Origin of the sequence: Rhizobium sp. C4 (assembly GCF_021026315.1) — a bacterium.
Classification (GTDB): domain Bacteria; phylum Pseudomonadota; class Alphaproteobacteria; order Rhizobiales; family Rhizobiaceae; genus Ensifer_A.
Genome location: NZ_JAJNCX010000003.1, coordinates 262,187 through 284,967 on the forward strand (window position 1 = coordinate 262,187; position 22,781 = coordinate 284,967).

The following is a 22,781-nucleotide window of genomic DNA, read 5'->3' on the forward strand; positions in this document are numbered from 1 at the left end:
AGGGGGCGCTGCCGCTCCCTTCCCCGGTAAGACCGCCGCGAAGCCTCAGTACTGCCAGGCCTCGAACGCCGGCTCGACGCTTTGCTTCCAGGTGACCTGATACTCGGCGAGCATGTCTTCGGCGAGAACCTTGCCCTTGGCGAGCATCTCGTCGAGCGGGTCAAGGAAAATGCTTTCATCGGCGCCGGTTGCATTGAGCCGCGCCCGGTTCCTGAGACCCTTGCGGCTGATGGCCAGGACATCCTTTGCCACATCGGCGAGCCTGCCACCCCGGAATGGCGCATTCAGCCCCTGAACCGGCACGGCATCGCGAAGCGCCAGCACCTCTTCAAAGGTCCAGTCGCGCGTCAGCGCCTCGGCTGCCGTCAGCGCTTCCGCATCATAAAGCAGCCCGACCCAGAAGGCCGGAAGGGCCGCAATGCGCGACAGCGGGCCGCCATCAGCGCCACGCATCTCGAGGAAGCGCTTCAATCGCACATCGGGGAAGAGGGTGGAGAGGTGGTTCGCCCAGTCGCCCATATTGGGCTCCCACTCGTCAAGCTCGCCCTTCAGCGCGCCGTCAAGGGCCTGCTTGAAGGTGATATGCGTGCAGTCATGATACTTGCCGTCGCGCACGACGAAATACATCGGCACGTCGAGCGCCCAGTTCACATAGTCCTTGAACCCGAAATCCGGATTGAATGTGAAGGGCAGGAGGCCCGACCGGGCATTGTCCGTGTCGCGCCAGATTTCGCCGCGCCAGGAGAGATAGCCATTCGGCTTGCCTTCGGTAAACGGCGAGGCGGCAAAGAGTGCGGTCGCCAGCGATTGCAGCTTCATCGAGACCTGCATCTTGCGACGCATGTCGGCTTCGGAGGAGAAGTCGAGATTCACCTGGATCGTGCAGGTGCGGTACATCATGTCGAGCCCGTGGCTGCCGACCTTCGGCATATAGCGGGTCATGATCGCATAGCGCGACTTCGGCATCTTCGGCGTTTCGTCGAAGGACCATTTCGGGCTGCCGCCAAGCTCAAGGAAGCGGATGTTCATGGGATCGGCGATGGTCTTGAGGATTGCCAGATGCTCCACTGCCTCGTCATGCGTCTGGTGCAGGGTTTCCAGAGGAGCGCCGGAAAGCTCGAACTGCCCGCCGGGCTCGATGGAGATCGCGCCCATGCCATGCGGCTCGGCAAGCCCGATAATGTTCCCGCCGTCCATGATCGGTTCCCAGCCCTGGGCGGCCTGCATGCCGTTCAGCAATGCGGAGATGCTGGCCTCGCCGAAATAGGGAACCGGCGCGTGGCTGTCGCGGAAGAAGGCGATTTTCTCGTGTTCCGTCCCGATCCGGAAATCCGCCTCGGGCTTGTTGCCTTGGGCAAGGTAGTCGGTCAGGTCGCCGATCGAGCCGATGGAGGTGTGATCGGAAGTGTCGCGCGCCATGAAACTGTCTCTAGATATCGCCCTCGGATGAGGGCTCGGGATGAGGCTGGATGAACGGATTAGCAGACTTTTGCAAATAAAAAGCCTTCACTGAGCTTCAAATTCTGCTGAACCCGCAATCCCCGACAGGGATATAGGGCAGCCGCTTCGTCAGTTCCAGTCCCCGAGCGTCACCTGCATGACGGCAAGTGCGGCAACGGCGGCGGTATCGGCGCGCAGGATCCGGGGACCAAGCGGAATGGGCGTGACGAAATCGAGCCCGCGCAGCATCTGCCGCTCCTCTTCCGAAAAGCCGCCTTCTGGGCCGATCAGCAAAGCGTAGTGTTTGTCCTTCAGCCCCTGCAGGATCGGCAAGGGGTTTTGGCCCGCATCCCCCTCGTCGCAATAGATGATGCGCCGGTCTTGCGGCCAGCTGGCGAGCAGGTCGGCAAGCTTCACCGGTTCGGCGATCTCGGGAACCGCGAGGATGCCGCATTGCTCGGCCGCTTCCATCGCGTAAGCTGCAAGCTTGTCCAGCGAATGGATCTTGCCCTGCACATGCTGGGTGATGACCGGGCGGATCTGCCCAGCCCCCATCTCGACCGCCTTCTGGATCAGATAGTCCATGCGTCCAACTTTCAGCGGCGCGAAGAGATAGTGCAGATCGGGCAGGGGGGGCTGGGGCCGCGTCTGCTCGACGGGTTTCAGGATGATCTTCTTGCGGCTTGGGTAATGAATGGCCGCCCTCCACTCGCCATCGCGCCCGTTGAAGAGCAGAACCTCCGCACCGTCCTCCAGGCGCAGCACATTGCAGAGATAGTTGAACTGCTCGGGCGTTGCCGCCACCTCGCTTGCCGGTGAAAGGGCGGCATCGACGAACAGCCGCTGCATACGAAAATTGGCACGCATGGAGGAAATTCCGTGGTCTAGAGGGATAGCAGCGCCAGTATTTTATAGATGGCGGCTCCGAGCAAGGCGGCGACGGGGACAGTGATCACCCAGGCCGCGATGATGGTGAGGAAATGCGAACGGCGCACGAGAAAGCGCCGGCGCGCTTCCTCCGGCGTTGCCTTGAGCTTCGGCTTGACGACTTCGTTCTCGCCGGCCTTCATCGCGATATAGGCGGCGCGGCGCTTCGAATTCTGCATGTACCATTCGCGGAAGAAACCGACGCCGAAGACGCTGCCGATGGCGATATGGGTAGAGCTGACCGGCAGCCCGAACCAGGAGGCGACGAGCACGGTCACTGCTGCGGAAATGGCGACGCAGAAGGCGCGGATGGGGTTGAGCCGCGTGATCTGCTTGCCGACGATGAGAATGAGCCTCGGGCCGAACAGCAGGATACCCGCCGAGATCCCAAAGGCGCCGATCGTCATCACCCAGAGCGGAACGGCAACGGTCTGTGTGAGGTCGTTCGACGAGGTCGCATGCACGATCGCCGAAAGCGGGCCGATGGCGTTGGAAACGTCGTTCGCACCATGGGCGAAGGACAGCAGCGCCGCCGAGAAGATGAGCGGCAGACGGAAGAGCTTGCGCAGCGACTGGTTGCGGTTCTCGAGCCCCATGGCGCGCCGGCGGATCAGCGGCTTTGACGCGGCCCAGGTCGCCACGCCAATGACGAGGCCGGCGGCAGCCGCCCGACCAAGCGTGATCGTCACGACATTCTCAAGGCCCTTGAAGGCGAGATAGGCGGCAAACGAGCCACCCATGACCCCCAGCAGTACGGGCAGCCATGTCACGGCCGCCGCGATCTTGTTCTGCCGGTAGGCGATGAATTCGTAGATGAAGGCGAGAAAGCCCGCTGCGATCACGGCGCTGATCAGGGGCGACAGAACCCAGCTCAGCGTGATTTCCCGCATCGATTGCCAGGAGATCGCGGAAAAGCCCGCAGCCGCGACGCCAGCGCCGAGAACGCCGCCGACAATGGCATGCGTGGTGGAGACCGGCGCGTTGAGCCAGGTGGCGAGATTGACGGAGAGGGCGGCCGCCAGCAGAGCGGACAGCATGACCCAGATGAACGCCGCGCCGCTCGGCATGGCGCCGCTTTGCACGATGCCGCTGGAGATCGTCTTGACTACCTCGCCGCCGGCGAGCAATGCGCCTGCCGCGTCGAAAAAAGCGGCAATGACCAGCGCCTGAACCATGGTGATCGCCTGCGCACCCACTGCCGCACCAACATTGTTGGTCACGTCGTTCGCACCGATATTGATGGCCATGTAGGCACCCAGCGCCGCGCCGGCGATGATGGCGATGCCTCCGGGACCGGTTCCGACATAGAGACTGGCAAGCAGGGCGGCGAGCACAAGGAAGATCAGCCCGGCGGCGGGGCGCACGAGACTGCGCGCCACAAACTGCCCTGCTTCTTCAAGATAGGTGAATTTGCCGAGGTCCTTGTCGAGCGTCGAGCGTCCGGGGACCTGTCGTCTTTTTGCCATGGCTCACGTGGCGCACGACAGATCGTTCTGGGTCGTCCGCGTCTCCCGCCCGCTATTTATCGGGGGTTGGCCGCAAGAGCAACCGTCAGATGACGTAGTTCCCCCGCGCACGCGGCGAACGCTCAGGCGCTTTCGGCGCTGTCCTGAGTGCCACGATTTTCAAATCCGAGGATGAGTTCCTTCAGGCCGGGCTCCACGACGCGCGCCGCCGCCTCCGCACAGGAAAACCAGGCCATCTCGCGCTGGCCCTTTTCCTTGTAATTGTTGGCGAAGCCGCTGACCTTCAGGGCGTGAACCTGCACCTTGCAGGGGATCTCAAACCCGGAATCGAGACCCTTCATGTAGCTGTAGGTCCCGAGCGGCTTGACCTCCGCCTTGCCCTTGACGCCCGCTTCCTCATAGGCTTCGCGCTCGGCAACCGCATGCGCGAGCTTTCCGTTCATCGGCCAGCCCTTTGGAATGACCCACCGGCCGGTTCCCCGGCTGGTGATCAGCAGGACTTCGATGCCGGTCTTGTCACCCGTCTTGCGATAGCAGAGGGCGGCAAACTGCAGCCGCTCCGGGCGGCGCATCATCAGGCGAAGTTCGGATGCAAGGCGAGTGACAACGTTCAATGGATAGGAAACCCCCGGAGGTTGCGAAGCACAGGAATGATTCCCTTAATATAGGAGCGTTCCCCCGGTTTTGTACGACATTTTTGCGACAATACTGGCTCTATCCCGACACTTGGGGATAGGGAGCCTCAACCTACGATCACAATATGGAGCGCCCGGGGACCATGCGCGCCCATGATGATCTTCTGCTCGATATCGCCGGAGCGCGAGGGGCCAGTGACAAAGTTCACCGTGCGCGGCATCTCGCCCTTGCCATAGGTGGCTGCAATTCCGGCAAAGGCCTCTTCCAGCGAGGCGCCGATATCCTCCGCCCGGACGGCCACGATGTGATGCTCGGGCAGGAAATTGATCGTCACCGGATTGTCGGGTCCGGAGGCGAGAACCAGCGTCCCGCTCTCGGCAACCGCGCCGCGCGCATGGCTGACACCGGCAAGGTCGGTGCCGTCCGATGCGCCGGACAGCACGGTCAGCATCGGCTCGCGTTCGAAGCCGGCGGACTTCAAAAGAACGTCGTCGCCCATGCGGACGGACGCGGGCAGGTTGCTGCTCTTCAGATAGCGCGAGACCTCCTGCGGCAGGTCTTCGATCGACGCGACCCGCGCGATGGTCGCGCCATACTTCTCCGCATATTTCGAGAAGAGGGCGATCCGTTCGTCCTGGGGCAACTGTCCGCGTGCAGGGATCACGCCCGCTTTCGCGTCCGAAAGACGTTCGGCAACCGCCGCACGCCGCGCCGCCTCGTCGCCGGAAACGGCAAGCGAGCGCCGTACCTTGGCAAGAATGGTGTCACGCGCACTCATCGGCCAGCCTCCCGTGCCTGCTTTTCGGCCCAGGCCTGCAGGAATGTCTTGCCTTCAGGTGCGGGCATTTCGCGATGTTTCGTCCAGCCGTCGGCAAGCGGCAGGCTATGGATGCGGCGGCTGGAACCGCCGAGCCAAGACAGCAGCGGCATGGCGACTGACACGGCGGCCCGATAGAGCTTCGGCCGTCTGGCGAAGAAGGCCCAGAATTTGAGGCCATAGCGCGCGGCCGTTGGCGTCAGGTGCTTTTCGAATTCGCGCTCGCGCCAGTGCCGCATCATCTTCGGCAGCGGAATGCGCATGGGACAGACGCTTTCGCAGCGCCCGCAGAAGGTCGAGGCATTCGGCAGATGGCCGCCGACCTCGATGCCCGACAGCGACGGCGTCAACACGGCCCCCATCGGTCCCGGATAGACCGCGCCATAGGCGTGCCCGCCGACCGCATGATAGACCGGACAGTGGTTCATGCAGGCCCCGCAGCGGATGCAGCGCAGCATCTCCTGAAATTCCGTGCCGAGCATGGCGGTGCGGCCATTGTCCAGCAGCACGACATGATACTCTTCCGGCCCGTCGGGGTCTTCAGCGCGCTTTGGTCCTGTGGAAAAGGTCGTGTAGACCGACATGTCCTGTCCCGTTGCCGAGCGTGCCAGCACGCGCAGGATCTGCGAACAGTCGTTCAGCGTCGGGACTAGCTTTTCAAGCGAGGCGACGACGACATGGCATTTGCCGAGCGTCTGCGTCAGGTCGCCATTGCCCTCATTCGTCACGATGACGGAAGAACCCGTTTCGGCGACCAGGAAATTCGCCCCCGTGATCCCGACATCCGCCTCGAAATAGCGCTGTCGCAACACCAGTCGCGCCTCGTTCAGCAGCGCCTCATGCTCGGTCAGATCACGGTCGGCGGGAAGATGGGTGTGAACACGCCTGAAATCGGCTTCCACCTGATCCTTGTTGAGATGGACGGCCGGCGCGATGATATGGCTCGGCGTCTCGCCGCGCAGCTGGATGATATATTCACCAAGGTCCGTCTCGACGGGCGTGATGCCGTTCTTCTCGAAGAAATCGTTGAGCCCGATTTCCTCGGTGATCATCGACTTGCCCTTGGTCACGGTCTTGGCGTTCCGTTTCCGGCAGATGTCGAGAATGATGGCGCGGGCATCCTCCGCCGTCTCGGCGAAGTGGACATGCCCGCCGGACGCGATCACCTTTTTCTCGTATTCCTCCAGATAGAGGTCGAGATGGGCCAGCGTGTGGTTCTTGATGTCGCGGGCATTGTCGCGCAGCTGCTCGAATTCCGGCAGCGCATCCACGGCCGCAAGCCGCTTGGCGATGAAGCCGATTTCGACATTCTTCAGCGCCTTTTGCAGCGGCGCGTCGTTGAGTGCGCGGGTGGCGTTTTCCTTGAAGTTGGGCGTCGTGATCTGCATCGTCCGGCCCTCATTTGCCCGCAATCGGTGGCGTATCGGTCATGCCGGCCAGCACTTCGGCGACATGGCGCACCTGCGTCTTGCCGCCCTCGCGGCGGATCTTGCCGGCCATGTTCATCAGACAGCCGATATCGCCGGCCAGCAGCACATCCGCGCCGGTATCGGAAATCGTCGCCGTCTTCTTCTCGACAATGGCATTGGAAATGTCGGGATATTTGACGCAGAACGTGCCGCCGAAGCCGCAGCAGACTTCGCTGTCCTTCATTTCCGCAAGCGTGACGCCCGGCAGCGCGCCGAGAAGCTTGCGCGGCTGCGCCTTGATGCCAAGCTCACGAAGTCCCGAACAGCTATCGTGATATGTGACGGTCCCGGCAAACTGGCTCTCGACCTTTTCGACCTTCATCACATCGGTGAGAAAGGAGACAAGCTCATAAACCTTCGCCGAAAAGGCCTGCGCCCGCTTCTCCCACGTCGCATCGCCCTTGAAGAGCCCCGGATAGTGCTTCTTCAGCATGGCCGCACAGGAGCCGGAAGGGGCAACGACATAATCGAAACCCTCGAAGGCCTCAATGGCCTGCTCGGCCAGCGCCCGGGCATCCTTGCGGTCGCCGGAATTATAGGCTGGCTGGCCGCAACAGGTCTGCGCCATCGGCACATGAAGCTCGCAGCCCGCATCCTCGATCAGCTTCGCCGCAGCAAAGCCAACCGTCGGCCGGAAAAGGTCCGCGAGACAGGTGACGAACAGCCCCACGGTCGGTTTATCGGTCATGCACTTTTCCTCGCCGTTTTCGATTGTGTGCGGCTGACGAGCCGCTGGCGTGACACGCGCTCCCATTCGCCGGAGCGCTTTGCTTCGTGCAGGGTGGCGGTGACAAAGTCGATATGCGCTTCGGCAGCCTGCCGCGCTGCGGCGGGGTCACCCCCGAGAATGGTCTCGACGATCCTCTCGTGCTGGGCGAGCAGTGCATTGCGCGTCCCCGGTATTTCGAAGATCGCGTTGCGTTGAGTGAGGATACCTGCACTCAGGAGCCGGTAGCAGGCGTGCAGCGTGTGGAGCAGGATTGTGTTGTGCGCGCATTCGCCGACCGCATTGTGCAGCTCGACATCCGCGTCACGCTCGCCTTGCAGGTGGCCGGCCGCGTGGGCGGCACGCATATCGCCGATGATGCGCGCGAGGTTCTCGCGGTCTGCCGCATTGGCCCGTCGCGCCGCAAGTTCCGACGTCAGGCCCTCCAGCTCGCGCCGGTATTCCAGATAGTCGAGCGCCGCCCGCTCATGCCGGTTGAGGAGTTCGATCAGCGGTCGGGAGAAGACCTCGCCGATGATGTCGGCGACATAGGTCCCGCCGCCATGGCGGCTTTCGATCAGCCCGCGCTCTTCCAGAACCTTCAGCGCATCGCGCAACACCGGCCGCGACACCTCCAATCGCAGCGCCAGATCGCGCTCGCCCGGCAGTCGCTCGCCAGAGCGCAAGACGCCGTCGAGGAGAAGCGCCTCCACCTGCGCAACGACATCGTCGGCCGTCTTGGACGTTGTTACAGGGGAGAAGAGAGCGTCGGGGCTGTTCATGGTGACATCCAGGTTCAGATGTCAACGTGATAACAGCCCTTGACACAAGTGGTCAATATTATTGTCCAATTATTAGCCGAACTTGAGGAAGAGCTTCGAGTAAGCCGGTTTCAGCCCGGTGATCGCCGCCGAAATGGCGGCCATGTCACCCGCCTGGGCAGCACTTTTGAGCTTGTCGACGCTTGCTCTCGCGTCGGCTGCAAGTGCCTGGAAGGCGGGATCTGCAGGCACGGGCGGGTGTGCGATGATGTCATCGATCAGGAAGGAAAGCACTGCTGCGCCTTCGCCGGCCCCGCGCGCATCGATAGCCTTGTTTCCGATCACTCTTTCCATCTGCCGGTGATAGGCATTCATTCGGTCCGAAACCGTATACAGGCCGGCCCTCAGGTGCATCTCACCGATCTCGTCGCGGACCTTTTCCAGCGTCTCGTGTGCCTTCGGCAATGCCCCGGCGCCAACTTCGTCGCTTGCCTTGCGCGACAAGTCGCCGACAACCCTCATTGTCTCGGCAAACCGGCTGTCGTCTTCGTATTGCGGCGGAGCCGGTTGCCCGGCAAGCTGAGCCCATTCCGCGTCAAACTTTGCAAGCGCTGCTGCCGCCTTGGATGCGTCGCCGGAATTGGTCGCAAAAAGCGCCACCCGGTAGTCGCCGTAGGCATTCCGCAATTGCGTTTCGAAATTCGAAAATGTCCCGGCGATCGCTGTTCCGCTCCAAAGGAGCCCGGCAGCCGCAAGAATGACCAACCCTCGTCTCATCATGTCCTCCAATGTCGTAAAGTTTGAATTAGCAACAATAGATATATGGATAGCAATATGTAAAATTACAACACTGGATGCTGTCTGCGTCCCGTGAGCCGACAGCCTACCCCTCCCAATAGGGCCTCGGCCCGTAAAGCCCGGTGAGATAATCGATGAACAGCCGCACCTTGGCCGGCAGGAACTCGCGGCTCGGATAGACCGCCGAAAGCGCAACATTCTTCGGTGCTTCCAGGAAGGGCAGGACCGGCACGAGCTTGCCTGCCTTCAATTCCGGCCCGACATCCCAGGTGGAGCGCAGCGCAATGCCGAGCCCGGCAATCACCGCCTCGCGGATGACTTCGGAGGAGTTGGTCACCAGCGGCCCCTGTGGCCGATAGATCACCGGCCCGTCCGGCCCCTCGAGCCGCCATGTGTCATTGTTATGCGGTGGCAGGCAGATATGGGTCTCAAGATCGGCCAGCGTTTGCGGCATGCCATGTGTGGAAACATAATCGGGGCTGGCGCAAAGCAGCCGCCGCACCGGGGCAAGCCGCCGCGCCACGAGGCTCGAATCGGTCAACTCGCCAATGCGGATCGCAAGGTCATAGCCACCGGCGACCAGATCGATGAATTCATCCGACAGCGTCAGATTGATCGTGATACCCGGATTGGCCTGCATGAAGGGTTTGAGATGCGGCGCGACATGCATGCGCCCGAAGGAGGTAGGGGCCGAAATCTTCAGCGTGCCGCGCGCCTCTTCCGTGCGCCCGGCCATGAAGGCCTCTGCATCCTCAATGCCGGCCAGGATCGCCTCGATGCGGATGAAAAAGCCTTGGCCGGCTTCCGTCAGCGACAATTGCCGCGTCGTGCGCTGGAAAAGCCGTGTCCCCAGCCGCTCCTCCAGATGCTTGATCCGCTTGGAGACGACTGCCGGCGAAAACCCGAGTTCGCGCCCGGCCTCCGACATGCTTGAGGTTCGCGCCACATGGGCGAAGATTTCCAGATCCTCCAGCCGCGTCATAACTCCTCCGTTGAAAATCGTGTCGATTATCTCCCGTGGGGAAAAAGTTATTAGCATTTCGCCGTGCTTGCGCAAGCACTGGCGGAACGGCTAGATTCATAGTCGAAGCTTGCAATGGGAGGACAGGATGAGCGGAGCGATTGCCCTGAAAGTGCCGGATCCGGCAATCCTGTCGCGCCGCGCGCAGATTGTCGCCGATCTTGCCGATTTCCTGCCCGCCGGAACGGTGATTTCGTCCGACCGCGAGCTGAAGCCCTTCGAGACGGATGGCTTCATCGCCTATCGCCGCATGCCGCTGGCCGTCGCCCTGCCGCGGAGCACTGAAGAGGTGGCGGCGATCCTCAAATATTGCGCGAAATACAAGGTGCCGGTCGTGCCGCGTGGCGCAGGCACGTCGCTTTCCGGCGGCGCGATCCCGCAGGAAGATGCCGTCGTCATCGCGCTCACCCGCATGAACCGCATTCTCGAGGTCGACTATTCCAACCGCTGCGCCCGCGTGCAGGCCGGCGTCACCAATCTGGCGATATCGGAAGCCGTGTCTGCCGATGGCTTCTTCTATGCGCCCGACCCCAGTTCCCAGCTTGCCTGCACCATTGGCGGCAATATCGCCATGAATTCGGGTGGCGCGCATTGCCTGAAATATGGCGTGACGACCAACAATCTGCTCGGCGTGAAGATGGTTCTCTTCGACGGCACGGTGATCGAACTGGGCGGCAAGGCACTGGATGCCAGCGGCTACGATCTTCTCGGCCTCGTCTGCGGCTCCGAAGGCCAGCTTGGCATCGTGACGGAGGCGACCGTGCGGCTGATCGCCAAGCCGGAAGGCCAGCGCCCGGTCCTCTTCGGCTTCGAAACGTCGGAAGGAGCGAGCGCCTGCGTGACCGATGTCATCGCCGCCGGCCTGATCCCGGTGGCAATTGAATTCATGGACAAGCCGGCGATCGAAATCTGCGAGGCCTTTGCCCATGCCGGCTATCCGCTCGATGTCGAGGCACTGCTGATCGTCGAGGTCGAAGGCTCCGAGGCCGAGATGGATGCCATGCTGAAGGCGATTATCGAGATCGCCCGCCGCCATGGTGTGAAGACAGTCAAGGAATGCCAGTCGGCGACCGAGGCGGCGCTCATCTGGAAGGGCCGCAAATCCGCCTTTGGCGCCACGGGCCGCATCGCCGATTATATCTGCATGGACGGCACCGTGCCGCTCTCGCAGCTCACCAATGTTCTGCGCGGCACGGCCGAGATCGTTGCACGTCACGGCTTGCGCGTCGCCAATGTCTTCCACGCGGGCGACGGCAACATGCATCCGCTGATCCTCTACAATATCAACGACCCCGACGAGGCGCGCCGCGCCGAAGAGGCCGGCAACGATATCCTGAAACTCTGCGTCGATGCCGGCGGCTGTCTCACCGGCGAACATGGCGTCGGCATCGAGAAACGCGACCTGATGCCCCATCAATTCTCCAAGCCCGATCTCGACCAGCAGATGGCCGTGCGCGCCGCCTTCGATCCGGACTGGATCATGAACCCCTCCAAGGTCTTCCCGCTGGAAGGGCGCTCCTGACATGGCGGTTATCTTTGAGCCCGAGAGCGAGGCCGATGCTGCAGCGATGATTGCGGATGCCGCACGCGAGGGCAGGGCGCTTGCCATTTCCGGCGGCAACACGCGCGCCGGCTTCGGCCGGAAGGTCGAGGGCGCCACGTTCACCTCAAAACGGCTGCGCGGCATCACCGCCTATAACCCGTCCGAAATGACGCTGACGGCGCTTGCCGGAACCCCCGTCGCCGAAATCGAGGCGGAACTGGCCGACAATGGCCAGATGATGGCCTTCGAGCCCGCCGACCACCGCATGATGATGGGCACGGAAGGCGTGCCGACCATCGGCGGCATTTTCGCCACCAACACATCCGGCCCCCGCCGCTTTGTCTCTGGTGCCGCGCGCGACAGCCTGCTCGGCATCCGCTTCGTCAACGGAATGGGCGAGGCCATCAAGTCGGGCGGGCGGGTGATGAAGAACGTCACCGGCCTCGATCTCGTCAAGTTGATTGCCGGCTCCTACGGCACGCTGGGTTTCGTCACCGAAGTCACCTTCAAGGTCCTGCCGGTGCCGCGCGCCGAAGCAACCGTTGTCGTCTCTGGCCTCAATGATGCGGAAGCGGCCATCGCCATGTCGGCAGCTCTTGCCACGTCCTGCGAAGTCTCAGGCGCTGCCCATCTGCCCGAAAGCGTGCGCTGGCTCTTCGGCCAGAACGGCCTGCCTGATGGCCCGGCGACGCTTCTGCGCCTCGAAGGCCTCGAGGCGTCCGTGACTGATCGTGCGAAACGCTTGCAGCCCTTCATGCAGCGCTACGGTGCGGTGAGCCAGATCGACCAGGGCGACAGCCAGCAGATCTGGCGCGAAATCCGCGACGTGACGCCCTTTTCCGAAGATGGGTCACGCAAGCCGCTCTGGCGCATCTCCTGCGCCCCTTCCACAGGCCATCAATTGCTGGCGGCGCTCAGGCTGGAAACCGGCGTCAACGCCTTCTTCGACTGGCAGGGCGGCCTCGTCTGGATGCAGATGGAGGGCGATGCGGAAGCCGAAACGATCCGCACCTATCTCAAACGCCTCGGCGGCGGCCATGCGACACTGATCCGCGCCAGAGACGAGGTCCGCGCCGCTATCGCCACCTTCGAGCCGCAGGAGAAGGGCGTTGCCGCGCTTTCGGCAGTCGTGAAGGCCAAGCTCGATCCGAAGGGTATTTTCAATCCGGGGCGGATGGGGTGATGCCGCTCGCAATCTCAAAGGGGACACGCAATGTCTGACATGCAAGACAACACGCCGGATGCCTCCGGCTTTCTCGAGCCCGGCAAGGGCAATGTGCAGCTGGTCTATGTGCTCTATCTCGCCGGCTTCGTGGTCGGCATCACGCCGCTGGTGGGCCTGATCTTCGCCTATATCAACCGTGGCAAGATCGCCGGCATTTATGACAGCCACTACACCTATGCCATCCGTACCTTCTGGATCGGCGTGCTCTACAGCCTGATCTCGGTGGTGCTGACCTTCCTTGTCATCGGCGTGATCGGTTTCTTCGCCACCGCCATCTGGTCGATCGTCCGCTGCGTCATCGGCCTGCAGAAGGTCAGCCGCGGCGAAGCCATCGAGAACCCGCAAAGCTGGCTGATCTAGCAAAGCAAGGAACCGGAAGACCGTGCAGACCAATTTCTCGCTCGCCCAGCTTGCCGACCCGAAGACCGCCGAGGCGGAAAGCATCGTGCGCAAATGCGTGCATTGCGGGCTCTGCACGGCCACCTGTCCGACCTATGTCACGCTCGGCAACGAGCTAGACAGCCCGCGCGGGCGCATCTACCTGATCAAGGACATGTTCGAGAACGGCCGCGACGCCGATGCCGAGACGGCGCTGCATGTCGACCGCTGTCTGTCCTGTCTCTCCTGCACCTCGACCTGTCCATCGGGCGTCGATTACATGCACCTGATCGACCTCGCCCGCGAACATGTCGAAAAGACCTATGACCGGCCGCTGGCCGACCGTCTGGCGCGTGGCGTGCTGGCCTTCGTCCTGCCCTATCCCGGTCGCTTCCGGCTGGCGCTGAAGGCGGCGAAGTTCGGCCAGCCCTTTGCCGGTCTCCTCAAGAAACTGCCGCTCACCCGTGCCTTTGGCCATATGCTGGATCTCGCGCCGTCGCATGTCCCGCCGAAAAGCAGCTTTGCCGAAGCCGGTCGTTTCGCCCCCAAGGGCGAGAGGCGCGGTCGTGTCGCCATGCTGTCCGGCTGCGCCCAGCCGGCGCTGAAGCCGGAAATCAACGAGGCGACGATCAGGCTGCTGAATGGTCTCGGCGTTGAAGTCGTCATTTCAGACGGCGAAAGCTGCTGCGGTTCGCTGACCCATCACATGGGCCGCGAGGAACAGGCGCTCGTCTCCGTGCGCAACAATGTCGATGTCTGGACCCGCGAGATCGAGAAGGGCGGGCTCGATGCCATCATCATCACAGCGTCCGGCTGCGGCACGACGGTCAAGGATTACGGACACATGCTCGCCCGCGATCCGGCCTATGCGGCAAAGGCCGCGCGCGTTGCATCGCTCACCAGGGATATCACCGAATATCTCTCGACCCTCGACCTGCCGCAATTGCCCGCCAACGGCCGCACGGTCGCCTATCATTCTGCCTGTTCCATGCAGCATGGCCAGAAGATCACGACGCTGCCGAAACTGCTGCTGCAGAAGGCCGGCTACAAGGTGAAGGAGCCGGCCGAAGGCCATCTCTGCTGCGGCTCCGCCGGCACCTACAACATGCTCCAGCCGGAGATTTCGGCGGAGCTGAAGGCCCGCAAGGTCAAGAATATCGAAGCGACGAAACCCGACCTCATCGCCACCGGCAATATCGGCTGCATGACGCAGATCGGCACGGCCACCCGCATCCCGATCCGCCATACGGTGGAATTGCTGGCGGAGGCTTATGGGTGATCAGGGTTACGGATCGATGGAGTTAAGGATTGTTCGCCAGTCCTGCTGTCCGCCAAGAATGCGGACGATCAGTACATTGTCGCCTTCGACCAGATAGACGATGACATGACTTCGATGCGTATGAATGCGGACATGTGGTGAAAATTCGCGATATTCACGCGCCATTTCTGGGATCTTCACCAGCAGATCGAAAATACGCGTCAGATCATCGGTATACGCGTCTGCCTGCTCGACCGACCACGTTTCGGCCGTGTACAGCCAGATGGCCTCAAAGTCGTCGCTCGCCCTCGGCGTCAGCACATACTGTTTTGGTCTACCGCTTGGCATGCTGTTCGCGCATGCGTTGCTTGAAAGTTGCCGGATCAAAAGGCTGCGGTTTGCCGCTGGCCAGTCCCTCATCGATCGCATTTTGCAGGATGCTAATCGCCGCTTGCCGTTCCTGGTCTTTTCGGATCAGGTCGCGGACATAGTCGCTTGCGTTGCTGTAGCGCCCGTTATCCGTTTGTGATTCCACCCAGACCTTCATCGGGTCAGGCAATGAAACATTCATGGTCGCCATCGGACTCTCCCTTTTTCAGTGAAAGGATAATGACAAACTTTGTCATTGCAAAGAGGTTCGACACTGGCCTCAAAACAAAACCCCGCACGAGCAGAACTCGTGCGGGGTCGAAACAACTAAAAATGAACCGTATCGGCTCAGCCGCCGAGCGCCGTAAACAGCGTCTTCAGGATATCCGTGCCGCGATCTTCAAGCACGACATTGCCCTGCTTGTTGCCGGGGCCGATGACGATGACCTTGGTGCCGACCGGTGCGCGCTTGTAGAGGTCGGTCACGTCCTCGTTCATCATGCGGATGCAGCCGGAGGAAAGGTTGAGGCCAATCGACCAGGGCTGGTTGGTGCCGTGGATGCGATAGCCGGAATCGCCCTTCTTGCCGAAGAGATAGAGCGCGCGGGCGCCAAGCGGGTTATCCTTGCCGCCATCCATGCGGGCCGGCAGGTAGTGGCCCTTCTTGGCCTCGCGGGCGATCATTTCCTTCGGCGGGATCCATTCCGGCCATTCCGCCTTGCGGGCGACCTTGACCACGCCCGACCAGCCGAAACCTTCGCGGCCGACGCCGATGCCGTAGCGGACAGCGCTGGAACTATCGAGGATGTAGTAGAGGAACTTGTTGTTCGTATCGACGATGATCGTGCCGGGACGTTCGCTCGTCGCCAGATGCACGACATGGCGCTTGAATTTCTCAAGAACTTCGCGGTTGATCTGCTTGAGATAAACGACGTCTTCGCTCTGCTTCAGTTTGCGCGGCTTGGACTCGGCGTTCGCGGAGGCCGCCGGAATGACGAAGGCGGCAGCGACAAGCGCGCCGACCAGATACTTGATCTTGGACATGTAGAATTCCCCTCTTCGGTGAAAGCGAAGCTATCGCAGTTTTTGCGCTTGGCAAGACCCAAACGACCCTGAGAGCGGTCAAAAACGCGTGAAAAAGGCCCCCGTTGAAAAACGGAGGCCCAATTTTTTTGGGTCTTTCGACCTCGATGGGATTTTCTTCTTACTTGACGATGACGTTCGTTCCGACCTTCACGCGGCCGTAGAGGTCGACGACGTCCTGATTTCGCATGCGGATACAGCCCGAAGACACCGCATAGCCAATTGTCCAGGGGGCGTTGGTGCCGTGGATGCGATATTCGGTGGAGCCGAGATACATGGCGCGTGCGCCGAGCGGATTTTCCTCGCCGCCTTCCATGTGTGCGGGCAGGATATGGCCCTTCTTAGCCTCGCGCTTGATCATTTCCTTCGGCGGCGTCCAGTCCGGCCATTCGGCCTTGCGGGTCACCTTGTGCTTGCCGGCCCATTCGAAGCCCGGCTTGCCGACGCCGACGCCATAGCGACGCGCCTTGCCGTTTTCGCCCACGAGATAGAGGAAGCGGTTGTTCGTATCGATGACGATCGTGCCGGCCTTCTCCTTGCCGTCATAGGCAACTTCCTGCGGCAGGAACATCGGGTCGAGCTTGGTGGCAGACGGGCGCTGCGCCTTCTGGTAGCTGACATTGACCGTCGACGAACCGGCGCTCGGCTGGTCGGGCGCGACGTTGATCACGGAGGGTCCGAAGAGCGGCTGGCGCGCCGGCCTGGTGATATAGACGGGCTGCGGCGCCATCGGAGCGCCGCCCATGCGGGTCTGCGACGTCGCGACCGGAACCGTGCGCCCCTTGGCCTGCTTGCCACCTTCAAGCTGATTGACCCAGGGCTTCGTCAGGTTGTCGTCAACAGTCACCGGCGCGACGACGCGATAGCGTTCGCCGGCAAATGTGCCCTGTGCGGTGATGACAAGGGCGGCGGCAACCGAGGAAAGGACGAGGAGCTTTTTCATCATGGACGGACTCGCTACAAAATGCCATTTAGCCTCTAGGGCGGTTGGGCTTGAGAGTGCCGCAAATGCGCGTTTGAATGGTAAATGGGCATTCATGAAAATGCTTCCCATTCCGGAAAGCTCTCGTCAGGGTTAGCGCCCTGTTAGAAAAGACCGTTAATCCAGAGTGAATCCGCAAGTTGAGGGGCGTGCGCGTGGCGATTGAAGGCATCATCGAGGGTCCTGACGGGCAGGGCCGCTGCTTCTGGCACGGAAACCTGCCGGATTATCTCGCCTATCACGACGCCGAATGGGGCCGCCCCGTTACCAGCGATCACCGGCTTTTCGAGAAGATCTGCCTTGAAGGTTTCCAGTCCGGCCTCTCCTGGCTGACCATCCTGCGCAAGCGCGAGAATTTCCGCAGCGCCTTCGCCGGCTTCGACTTCGAGAAGGTCGCACTGTTCGATGAAGACGATATCGAACGCCTGGTGCAGGATGCCGGCATCATCCGCCATCGCGGCAAGATCGTCTCGACCATCAACAATGCCCGCCGCGCCGTCGCGTTGCGCGATGAATTCGGCTCGCTTGCCCGCTATTTCTGGTCCTTCGAGCCGAAGCCCGAGGAGCGGCCAGCCGTTTTCGACCTTGCCACATTGCGCGCCAACCCGACGACGCCCGCCTCGGTCAAGCTTTCCAAGGATTTGAAGAAGCGCGGCTGGACCTTTGTCGGCCCGACAACCGTTTACGCCTTCATGCAGGCCATGGGCATGGTCAACGACCATATCGAAGGTTGCTGCTGCCGTGCGGACGTCGAGAACCTGCGAAAGGCATTCGTGCGCCCATGAAGACAGGTCTTGCCGCAGTCATCGCGTTTCTGTTGGCAGCCGTGCCGGCCGCCGCAGTGGAGCCGGAGCTTTATCGCGGCGAAAGGCTCGTCAACCTGACGCTTCCCGATGACGGGCATCTGACGAAAGCCGGCTGGACGCGCGGCGGCAAGGCGGTGGCCTATCGCCTGAAAGTGCCGGCGGGCGCTGAAATGACCATCAACATGACGGCTTCGGCCTCCCGCTTCACCTATCTGGTGATCTTCGACCTGAACGATCCCAATCCCGAAGACGCGCTCTATTCCTCCGACAGCCGCCGCCTGCCGGCCCATATCTTTGCCGATGCCGAAAAGGATATGGACCTGCTGATCCGCCCCTTCTTCGCCAAGCAGGCCCCGCGCCGGGGCCTCGGCTCGCATTTCGTGCTGGAAATCAAGCGGACGAAATGACGTCCACGCGATCAGTCGATGCTCATGCCGAGAACGCGGCTGATCTCGTTGAACGACCGGCCGGACTGATCCTTCCACGTATTGAACGCCGCCTGCACGGCCTCCTTTTCCTTCCTTGAACCCGGCGCCTTGTCGACAATCCCCTCGGCAATCAGCCGGTTCGTCACGCTCTGCGACAGGATGAAACTGTCGGCGCCGGCAAAGCGCAGGAAGTATTGGCCTGTATTGCCGCCAAGTCGCGTGCCACGCTTCTTCAACACGTCCAGCAGGCCCATATAGTCAGCCGGCGGCCACCCGGCCAGAAACGCCCCGACGGAGCCATGCTCTGCGGCAAGATCGGCAAAGAACCGCGCATTTTCCTGCACGGCGCGGATTTTCGGCCCATGCCGCGCGATCCGCGTGTCGGAAACCAGCCGGCCGAAATCCTCGTCATGCAGCATCAGGCAATGGCCGATATCGAAGCCCTCGAAGGCGGCCTCGAAACCGGGCCACATGGCCTCCACGACCTTCCAGTTGAACCCGGCCTGGAAGATGCATTTGGTCGCCAGCGAAAGATAGCGATCGTCCGGCGTGGCTTTCAGCGCGTCCGCCGACTTGGGCTTCGAAAGCTGCGCTTCCAGCGCCGCATCGCCGCCCTTGCGCCCGGCCGCAATGGCCCAGATTTCATCGAATGTATGCATGGAAACCTCAGTCGAATGTTTCGATCAACGGGATCAGCTGGCTCAGATCCGGGATTTCGCGGAAGCGCGGCGCCTCGCGCGGCGGCTCGACATGCTCATACGCCCATGTCAGCGGATGCGGGACATAGACGCCCCAGCTTCCCGCCGCAATGGCCGGCACGACGTCCGATTTCAGCGAATTGCCCACCATGACGGCGCGCTCCGGTCCGCCGGTTGCGTGATGGAAGATGCGGCGATAGGTGGTCGCCGACTTGTCCGAGACGATCTCGACCTGCGCGAAGAAATCGCCAAGGCCCGATTGGGCGAGCTTCCGCTCCTGGTCGAAGAGGTCGCCCTTGGTGATCAGCACGAGCCGGTAATCACCCGCCAGCACCTCCAGCGTGTCCAGCACATGCGGCAGCGTTTCGACCGGATGCGACAGCATTTCGCGCCCGACGCTCAGGATCTTCTCGATGGTCGCCGCCGGCACCTTGCCTTCCGTTATCTCGATCGCCGTCTCGATCATCGACAGGGTGAAACCCTTGATGCCGAAGCCATATTGTCCGAGATTGCGCTTCTCGACCTCCAGCAGATGCTTCGAAATATGCTCGGCCTCGGCATAGTCCGCCAGCATCTCGCCGAACTGCGCCTCGGTGAAGCGGAAGAACTGCTCGTTCTGCCAGAGCGTGTCGTCGGCATCGAAACCGATCGTGGTGATCGCGCGCGGGCTCATTGTCGTCTCCTTGCTCCGTCCTCATCCTGAGGTGCCGCCCGCAAGGGCGGCCTCGAAGGATCAGCGCGTGGCACAAGACCCGTCGAGGCCTGCGCTTCGCTCCGGCGCCTCAGGGTGAGGGCCAAGGAAAACCTACCCGCCCAGGCCTCAAACGGCAATCACCCGATGCACCGTTTCCGTTTCCCGCGCGGCCTCGCCATAGGGCGCTACGGTCCAGTCCCACGCCCGAAACGCAGGCGGCGGCGGCTCGCCGCCCAGAAGGTCGCGGGTTGCGACAACCTCGCCCTTGCGATTGCGTATTTCATACGCCGTATCGGTGATCAGGCAGGGCATCCACGGCCCGCCAAGAAGATCGGCCAGATGACCGCGCACAACCGCTGCCGGCTCCGGTGCATTTAGCGCCATCTGTGAGAGGAGGCAGGCCGAGACCACGAGATCCGGCGCGCCATCATCCATCAGGAAACCCAGCCCGCCGGAAAGATCGCGCTCGACAAGGCGAACGTTGTCCCGCCCGAGCCGCCGCACCTTCATCCGCGCGGAGGGCAGATGCACGAGATCGTAAAGCGTGACCTTCTGAAAGGACTTCGCCAGGAATTCGAGCGGCACTTCATGGAGCAGCCCCGAGCCGAGCACGGCAACGCTCCGGCGGTCGACAAGCTGCCCCACCTTCTCCTCGACAAATGCCTGACAATTCTCCTCATGCGGCCCCCATGCCTTGCGGCACCGCCGCGCCCGCGACCAGAGGCCAACGGAACCCGCAATCTCCCCCGGTTTGCGCCGTGAGGAGGTGGCAAGGGCTGCAGTGAAATGGAGGGCTTCGAGGATCATGATCCTAGCGATACACTTGTCGGCGATGGTCGATGTCGACAACCAGCACGATCAGCTTGTTGTCCTTTATCTCGCACAGAACTCGATAGGTGCCGACGCGGTATCGCCAGAGGTGGCCAAACTCCTTGCCTTGCATGGCCTCACCGAGTTGGCGGGGGTTTTCCAGCCGCATGACCCGCGTTTCGAGGTAGGAAACGATTCTCCCCGCTTCGCTGGTCGCGATCTTCTTGAGTGCTTTGCGGGCTTTGTCGGTGAACTCAATCGTCCAGGCCAAGTTCGGCTTTCACTTCTGCCAGAGAATAGGTTCGGCTCTCCCCGGTCCGGATGCGCTCCAGAGCGGCTTCGGCGAGCGCAATATCGTTGAGGTCTTCGAGCCGCCGGACGATGAGGTCGAGCACATAGGCATCCGGCTGCATGCCGCCGCGCGCGGCTTCCGCTGCCACCAGCTCGTGGATTTCTTCCGGGATTTCGATCGTGACGCGCTTGTTCATGGACGTGTTCCGTTCAACTGGCCGCAGAATAGCACTTTGGGCCCTCCATCGCCAGCCTGCGAAGACTTGCCGCAAGGCGCTCGATCCTCTAAGACACCGGCCACATTTCAAAGTGAAGAGAAGCGCAGCCAGACCATGAGCGACAACAAGAAAAAGCCCCAAAAGCTGAAGGCCCGCCTGCCGCGCGGCTTTGTCGACCGCGAGGCCGCCGACATCCGCGCCGTCAACGAAATGACCGCGAAAATCCGCGAGGTCTATGAGCGCTATGGCTTCGATCCGGTCGAAACGCCGCTCTTTGAATATACCGATGCGCTCGGCAAGTTCCTGCCGGATAGCGACCGCCCCAACGAAGGCGTCTTCTCGCTGCAGGACGATGACGAGCAGTGGATGTCGCTGCGCTACGACCTGACGGCACCGCTCGCCCGCCATGTCGCCGAAAACTTCAACGACATCCAGCTTCCCTACCGCACCTATCGCGCCGGCTATGTCTTCCGCAACGAAAAGCCCGGCCCGGGCCGCTTCCGCCAGTTCATGCAGTTCGACGCCGATAGCGTCGGCGCGCCCGGCGTCCAGGCGGATGCTGAAATGTGCATGATGATGGCCGATACGCTGGAAGCGCTCGGCATCAAGCGCGGGGATTATGTGATCCGGGTGAATAACCGGAAGGTGCTGGATGGCGTCATGGAAGCCATCGGCCTTGGCGGTGACGACAAGGCAGGCCAGCGCTTGAATGTGCTGCGTGCCGTCGACAAGTTGGACAAGTTCGGTCCGGAAGGCGTCCGCCTCCTTCTCGGCGAAGGCCGCAAGGATGAGAGCGGGGACTTTACCAAGGGCGCCGGGTTGAATGCGTCGCAGACAGATACGCTTCTCAACTTTATGGAAGCTGCCGCGGCCGATAGAGTTGTGGAAGCTATTTCGTCTCCGAATGCTGAAGAAGCTGTAGGCTTTGATGTTCTTCAAGATGCTGGCGCGTTTGACGATTTGGGGTCTAGTAGTCTTGGGATCGTGCGCGCGCAGCTTGAGAAAGATAAAGTGAGCAACGAGCTGCTAAACACCGGTTTGGATGAACTAGAAACGATGGAGAAGCTTTTCCGGTCGGCCCGCTATCAGGCAAACCGCATCAAGATCGACCCCTCCGTCGTCCGTGGCCTCGAATACTACACCGGCCCCGTCTACGAAGCCGAACTCACCTTCGACGTCACCAACGAAAAGGGCGAGAAGGTCGTCTTCGGCTCTGTCGGCGGCGGCGGGCGTTATGATGGCCTCGTGTCCCGCTTCATGGGCCAGCCGGTTCCGGCGACGGGCTTCTCCATCGGCGTTTCGCGCCTGATGACGGCGCTGAAGAACCTTGGCAAACTGGGGCAGGACGAGGTTCTGGCGCCGGTTCTCGTCACCGTCATGGATGGCGATGCCGAAGCCATGGGCCGCTACCAGCGCTTTGCCCAGGACCTGCGCAATGCCGGCATCCGCGCCGAAATGTATCAGGGCAACTGGAAGAAATTCGGCAATCAGCTGAAATATGCTGACCGCCGCAATTGCCCCGTCGCCATCATCCAGGGCGGTGACGAGCGGGCCAATGGCGAAGTCCAGATCAAGGACCTGATCGAGGGCAAGCGCCTCTCCGGCGAGATCACCGACAATACCGAATGGCGCGAAGCCCGCGTGGCGCAGATCGTCGTGCCGGAAGCCGAACTGGTCGCCAAGGTCAAGGAAATCCTTGCCGCGCAGGCGGAAGACAGGGCGCGCGGCAAGTGATGTCGGGCATCGCAAAGACCCCCTCTGGCCTGCCGGCCATCTCCCCCACGAGGGGGGAGACGACCCTTGGTGGCCGCCGGTTTCCCCAAAGGGAGCACATGAGCAAGCCGTCAAGGGCAGATATGGGCAGGGCTGCTGCTCCATCCGTCTCCCCCCTTGTGGGGGAGATGGCGGCAGCCAGAGGGGGTCTTCGAAGCCTCCTCGACATACAGGGAGGCATCCT

Annotated in this window: 26 protein-coding genes; 7 read left to right on the top strand and 19 right to left on the bottom strand. The window is 62.0% G+C overall.

Annotated elements, in window-relative coordinates:
- Positions 1-45: 45 nt before the first annotated feature.
- From LQK84_RS07645 to LQK84_RS07690, 10 genes are all read right to left on the bottom strand, one after another.
- Positions 46-1,419 (bottom strand): glutamate--cysteine ligase, encoded by a 1,374-nt coding sequence (locus LQK84_RS07645; protein WP_230828097.1) that lies wholly within the window; start codon positions 1,417-1,419, stop codon positions 46-48.
- A 150-nt stretch (positions 1,420-1,569) separates the two neighbouring features.
- Complete coding sequence (locus tag LQK84_RS07650) at positions 1,570-2,307, bottom strand: 16S rRNA (uracil(1498)-N(3))-methyltransferase (RefSeq protein ID WP_230828098.1); 738 nt, start codon at positions 2,305-2,307, stop codon at positions 1,570-1,572.
- A 17-nt stretch (positions 2,308-2,324) separates the two neighbouring features.
- Entirely contained in the window at positions 2,325-3,833 is a 1,509-nt protein-coding gene (locus tag LQK84_RS07655; RefSeq protein WP_230828099.1) for an inorganic phosphate transporter, read from the bottom strand.
- A 122-nt stretch (positions 3,834-3,955) separates the two neighbouring features.
- Entirely contained in the window at positions 3,956-4,447 is a 492-nt protein-coding gene (locus LQK84_RS07660) for an NUDIX hydrolase (RefSeq protein WP_230828100.1), read from the bottom strand.
- A 128-nt stretch (positions 4,448-4,575) separates the two neighbouring features.
- Positions 4,576-5,247, bottom strand: coding sequence for a LutC/YkgG family protein (locus LQK84_RS07665; protein WP_230828101.1), 672 nt, complete (start codon positions 5,245-5,247; stop codon positions 4,576-4,578).
- Positions 5,244-6,674, bottom strand: coding sequence for a LutB/LldF family L-lactate oxidation iron-sulfur protein (locus LQK84_RS07670; protein ID WP_230828102.1), 1,431 nt, complete (start codon positions 6,672-6,674; stop codon positions 5,244-5,246). The genes LQK84_RS07665 and LQK84_RS07670 overlap by 4 nt, the downstream gene beginning before the upstream one ends.
- Before the next feature lie 10 nt (positions 6,675-6,684).
- On the bottom strand, positions 6,685-7,443 hold the full coding sequence (locus tag LQK84_RS07675) for a (Fe-S)-binding protein (RefSeq protein ID WP_230828103.1): 759 nt from the start codon (positions 7,441-7,443) through the stop codon (positions 6,685-6,687).
- Positions 7,440-8,243 carry a FadR/GntR family transcriptional regulator gene (locus tag LQK84_RS07680; protein WP_230828104.1) on the bottom strand — a complete coding sequence of 268 codons (804 nt, stop codon included), beginning with the start codon at positions 8,241-8,243 and terminating at the stop codon, positions 7,440-7,442. Before LQK84_RS07680 ends, LQK84_RS07675 begins: the two co-directional genes overlap by 4 nt.
- A 72-nt stretch (positions 8,244-8,315) precedes the next feature.
- The gene (locus LQK84_RS07685) at positions 8,316-8,999 is read right to left on the bottom strand and encodes a hypothetical protein (protein WP_230828105.1); all 684 of its coding nucleotides are present in this window, start codon (positions 8,997-8,999) and stop codon (positions 8,316-8,318) included.
- A 106-nt stretch (positions 9,000-9,105) separates the two neighbouring features.
- Positions 9,106-10,002 carry a LysR family transcriptional regulator gene (locus LQK84_RS07690; RefSeq protein ID WP_230828106.1) on the bottom strand — a complete coding sequence of 299 codons (897 nt, stop codon included), beginning with the start codon at positions 10,000-10,002 and terminating at the stop codon, positions 9,106-9,108.
- Between the two features lie 127 nt (positions 10,003-10,129).
- Between LQK84_RS07690 and LQK84_RS07695 the strand changes: the two genes are divergently transcribed.
- The 4 genes from LQK84_RS07695 to glcF are packed head-to-tail and all read left to right on the top strand — an operon-like array spanning position 10,130 to position 14,466.
- Positions 10,130-11,563, top strand: a complete 1,434-nt coding sequence (locus LQK84_RS07695) for an FAD-linked oxidase C-terminal domain-containing protein (protein ID WP_230828107.1) — start codon at positions 10,130-10,132, stop codon at positions 11,561-11,563.
- Position 11,564: 1 nt separating this feature from the next.
- Positions 11,565-12,767 (top strand): glycolate oxidase subunit GlcE, encoded by a 1,203-nt coding sequence (glcE, locus tag LQK84_RS07700; protein WP_230828108.1) that lies wholly within the window; start codon positions 11,565-11,567, stop codon positions 12,765-12,767.
- Positions 12,768-12,797: 30 nt separating this feature from the next.
- The gene (locus tag LQK84_RS07705; RefSeq protein WP_230828109.1) at positions 12,798-13,169 is read left to right on the top strand and encodes a DUF4870 family protein; all 372 of its coding nucleotides are present in this window, start codon (positions 12,798-12,800) and stop codon (positions 13,167-13,169) included.
- A 22-nt stretch (positions 13,170-13,191) separates the two neighbouring features.
- Entirely contained in the window at positions 13,192-14,466 is a 1,275-nt protein-coding gene (gene glcF, locus LQK84_RS07710; RefSeq protein WP_230828110.1) for a glycolate oxidase subunit GlcF, read from the top strand.
- Between the two features lie 6 nt (positions 14,467-14,472).
- Here glcF and LQK84_RS07715 read toward each other — a convergent pair whose 3' ends face one another.
- The 4 genes from LQK84_RS07715 to LQK84_RS07730 form a co-directional block, all read right to left on the bottom strand.
- Positions 14,473-14,793 (bottom strand): type II toxin-antitoxin system RelE/ParE family toxin, encoded by a 321-nt coding sequence (locus tag LQK84_RS07715; RefSeq protein ID WP_230828111.1) that lies wholly within the window; start codon positions 14,791-14,793, stop codon positions 14,473-14,475.
- Positions 14,780-15,025 carry a type II toxin-antitoxin system ParD family antitoxin gene (locus LQK84_RS07720; protein ID WP_230828112.1) on the bottom strand — a complete coding sequence of 82 codons (246 nt, stop codon included), beginning with the start codon at positions 15,023-15,025 and terminating at the stop codon, positions 14,780-14,782. The genes LQK84_RS07715 and LQK84_RS07720 overlap by 14 nt, the downstream gene beginning before the upstream one ends.
- Before the next feature lie 137 nt (positions 15,026-15,162).
- Positions 15,163-15,858, bottom strand: coding sequence for a L,D-transpeptidase (locus tag LQK84_RS07725; RefSeq protein ID WP_230828113.1), 696 nt, complete (start codon positions 15,856-15,858; stop codon positions 15,163-15,165).
- Between the two features lie 160 nt (positions 15,859-16,018).
- Complete coding sequence (locus LQK84_RS07730; protein WP_442966915.1) at positions 16,019-16,843, bottom strand: L,D-transpeptidase; 825 nt, start codon at positions 16,841-16,843, stop codon at positions 16,019-16,021.
- 191 nt (positions 16,844-17,034) lie between these two features.
- On the opposite strand from LQK84_RS07730, the gene LQK84_RS07735 reads away from it, so the two are divergent.
- Both LQK84_RS07735 and LQK84_RS07740 read left to right on the top strand, forming a co-directional pair.
- Complete coding sequence (locus tag LQK84_RS07735; RefSeq protein ID WP_230828114.1) at positions 17,035-17,664, top strand: DNA-3-methyladenine glycosylase I; 630 nt, start codon at positions 17,035-17,037, stop codon at positions 17,662-17,664.
- Positions 17,661-18,092, top strand: a complete 432-nt coding sequence (locus LQK84_RS07740) for a hypothetical protein (protein ID WP_230828115.1) — start codon at positions 17,661-17,663, stop codon at positions 18,090-18,092. The genes LQK84_RS07735 and LQK84_RS07740 overlap by 4 nt, the downstream gene beginning before the upstream one ends.
- Positions 18,093-18,103: 11 nt before the next feature.
- Here the strand turns inward: LQK84_RS07740 and LQK84_RS07745 are convergent, their stop codons facing one another.
- The 5 genes from LQK84_RS07745 to relB all read right to left on the bottom strand — a co-directional run bounded on the left by LQK84_RS07745 (position 18,104) and on the right by relB (position 20,803).
- On the bottom strand, positions 18,104-18,772 hold the full coding sequence (locus LQK84_RS07745) for a DNA-3-methyladenine glycosylase I (RefSeq protein WP_230828116.1): 669 nt from the start codon (positions 18,770-18,772) through the stop codon (positions 18,104-18,106).
- Positions 18,773-18,779: 7 nt separating this feature from the next.
- Positions 18,780-19,484: an HAD family hydrolase gene (locus LQK84_RS07750; protein WP_230828117.1), complete on the bottom strand. Its 705-nt coding sequence runs from the start codon at positions 19,482-19,484 to the stop codon at positions 18,780-18,782.
- Positions 19,485-19,631: 147 nt separating this feature from the next.
- Positions 19,632-20,312, bottom strand: a complete 681-nt coding sequence (locus LQK84_RS07755) for a hypothetical protein (RefSeq protein ID WP_230828118.1) — start codon at positions 20,310-20,312, stop codon at positions 19,632-19,634.
- 4 nt (positions 20,313-20,316) lie between these two features.
- The gene (locus LQK84_RS07760) at positions 20,317-20,586 is read right to left on the bottom strand and encodes a type II toxin-antitoxin system RelE family toxin (RefSeq protein WP_230828119.1); all 270 of its coding nucleotides are present in this window, start codon (positions 20,584-20,586) and stop codon (positions 20,317-20,319) included.
- The gene (relB, locus tag LQK84_RS07765) at positions 20,570-20,803 is read right to left on the bottom strand and encodes a type II toxin-antitoxin system RelB family antitoxin (RefSeq protein WP_230828120.1); all 234 of its coding nucleotides are present in this window, start codon (positions 20,801-20,803) and stop codon (positions 20,570-20,572) included. Before relB ends, LQK84_RS07760 begins: the two co-directional genes overlap by 17 nt.
- Before the next feature lie 135 nt (positions 20,804-20,938).
- On the opposite strand from relB, the gene hisS reads away from it, so the two are divergent.
- Positions 20,939-22,558, top strand: a complete 1,620-nt coding sequence (gene hisS, locus LQK84_RS07770) for a histidine--tRNA ligase (RefSeq protein ID WP_230828121.1) — start codon at positions 20,939-20,941, stop codon at positions 22,556-22,558.
- Positions 22,559-22,781 lie beyond the last annotated feature (223 nt).

Bases quoted from the DNA above. Each gene is read 5' to 3' on its own strand.
- relB (WP_230828120.1), bottom strand. From the start codon at position 20,803: ATGAACAAGCGCGTCACGATCGAAATCCCGGAAGAAATCCACGAGCTG.
- LQK84_RS07685 (WP_230828105.1), bottom strand. From the start codon at position 8,999: ATGAGACGAGGGTTGGTCATTCTTGCGGCTGCCGGGCTCCTTTGGAGC.
- LQK84_RS07645 (WP_230828097.1), bottom strand. From the start codon at position 1,419: ATGGCGCGCGACACTTCCGATCACACCTCCATCGGCTCGATCGGCGAC.
- hisS (WP_230828121.1), top strand. From the start codon at position 20,939: ATGAGCGACAACAAGAAAAAGCCCCAAAAGCTGAAGGCCCGCCTGCCG.
- LQK84_RS07695 (WP_230828107.1), top strand. From the start codon at position 10,130: ATGAGCGGAGCGATTGCCCTGAAAGTGCCGGATCCGGCAATCCTGTCG.
- LQK84_RS07680 (WP_230828104.1), bottom strand. From the start codon at position 8,243: ATGAACAGCCCCGACGCTCTCTTCTCCCCTGTAACAACGTCCAAGACG.
- LQK84_RS07745 (WP_230828116.1), bottom strand. From the start codon at position 18,772: ATGCATACATTCGATGAAATCTGGGCCATTGCGGCCGGGCGCAAGGGC.
- LQK84_RS07755 (WP_230828118.1), bottom strand. From the start codon at position 20,312: ATGATCCTCGAAGCCCTCCATTTCACTGCAGCCCTTGCCACCTCCTCA.
- LQK84_RS07730 (WP_442966915.1), bottom strand. From the start codon at position 16,843: ATGATGAAAAAGCTCCTCGTCCTTTCCTCGGTTGCCGCCGCCCTTGTC.
- LQK84_RS07675 (WP_230828103.1), bottom strand. From the start codon at position 7,443: ATGACCGATAAACCGACCGTGGGGCTGTTCGTCACCTGTCTCGCGGAC.
- LQK84_RS07655 (WP_230828099.1), bottom strand. From the start codon at position 3,833: ATGGCAAAAAGACGACAGGTCCCCGGACGCTCGACGCTCGACAAGGAC.
- LQK84_RS07715 (WP_230828111.1), bottom strand. From the start codon at position 14,793: ATGCCAAGCGGTAGACCAAAACAGTATGTGCTGACGCCGAGGGCGAGC.
- LQK84_RS07740 (WP_230828115.1), top strand. From the start codon at position 17,661: ATGAAGACAGGTCTTGCCGCAGTCATCGCGTTTCTGTTGGCAGCCGTG.
- LQK84_RS07665 (WP_230828101.1), bottom strand. From the start codon at position 5,247: ATGAGTGCGCGTGACACCATTCTTGCCAAGGTACGGCGCTCGCTTGCC.
- LQK84_RS07725 (WP_230828113.1), bottom strand. From the start codon at position 15,858: ATGTCCAAGATCAAGTATCTGGTCGGCGCGCTTGTCGCTGCCGCCTTC.
- LQK84_RS07690 (WP_230828106.1), bottom strand. From the start codon at position 10,002: ATGACGCGGCTGGAGGATCTGGAAATCTTCGCCCATGTGGCGCGAACC.
- LQK84_RS07720 (WP_230828112.1), bottom strand. From the start codon at position 15,025: ATGGCGACCATGAATGTTTCATTGCCTGACCCGATGAAGGTCTGGGTG.
- LQK84_RS07650 (WP_230828098.1), bottom strand. From the start codon at position 2,307: ATGCGTGCCAATTTTCGTATGCAGCGGCTGTTCGTCGATGCCGCCCTT.
- LQK84_RS07705 (WP_230828109.1), top strand. From the start codon at position 12,798: ATGTCTGACATGCAAGACAACACGCCGGATGCCTCCGGCTTTCTCGAG.
- LQK84_RS07670 (WP_230828102.1), bottom strand. From the start codon at position 6,674: ATGCAGATCACGACGCCCAACTTCAAGGAAAACGCCACCCGCGCACTC.
- LQK84_RS07750 (WP_230828117.1), bottom strand. From the start codon at position 19,484: ATGAGCCCGCGCGCGATCACCACGATCGGTTTCGATGCCGACGACACG.
- glcE (WP_230828108.1), top strand. From the start codon at position 11,565: ATGGCGGTTATCTTTGAGCCCGAGAGCGAGGCCGATGCTGCAGCGATG.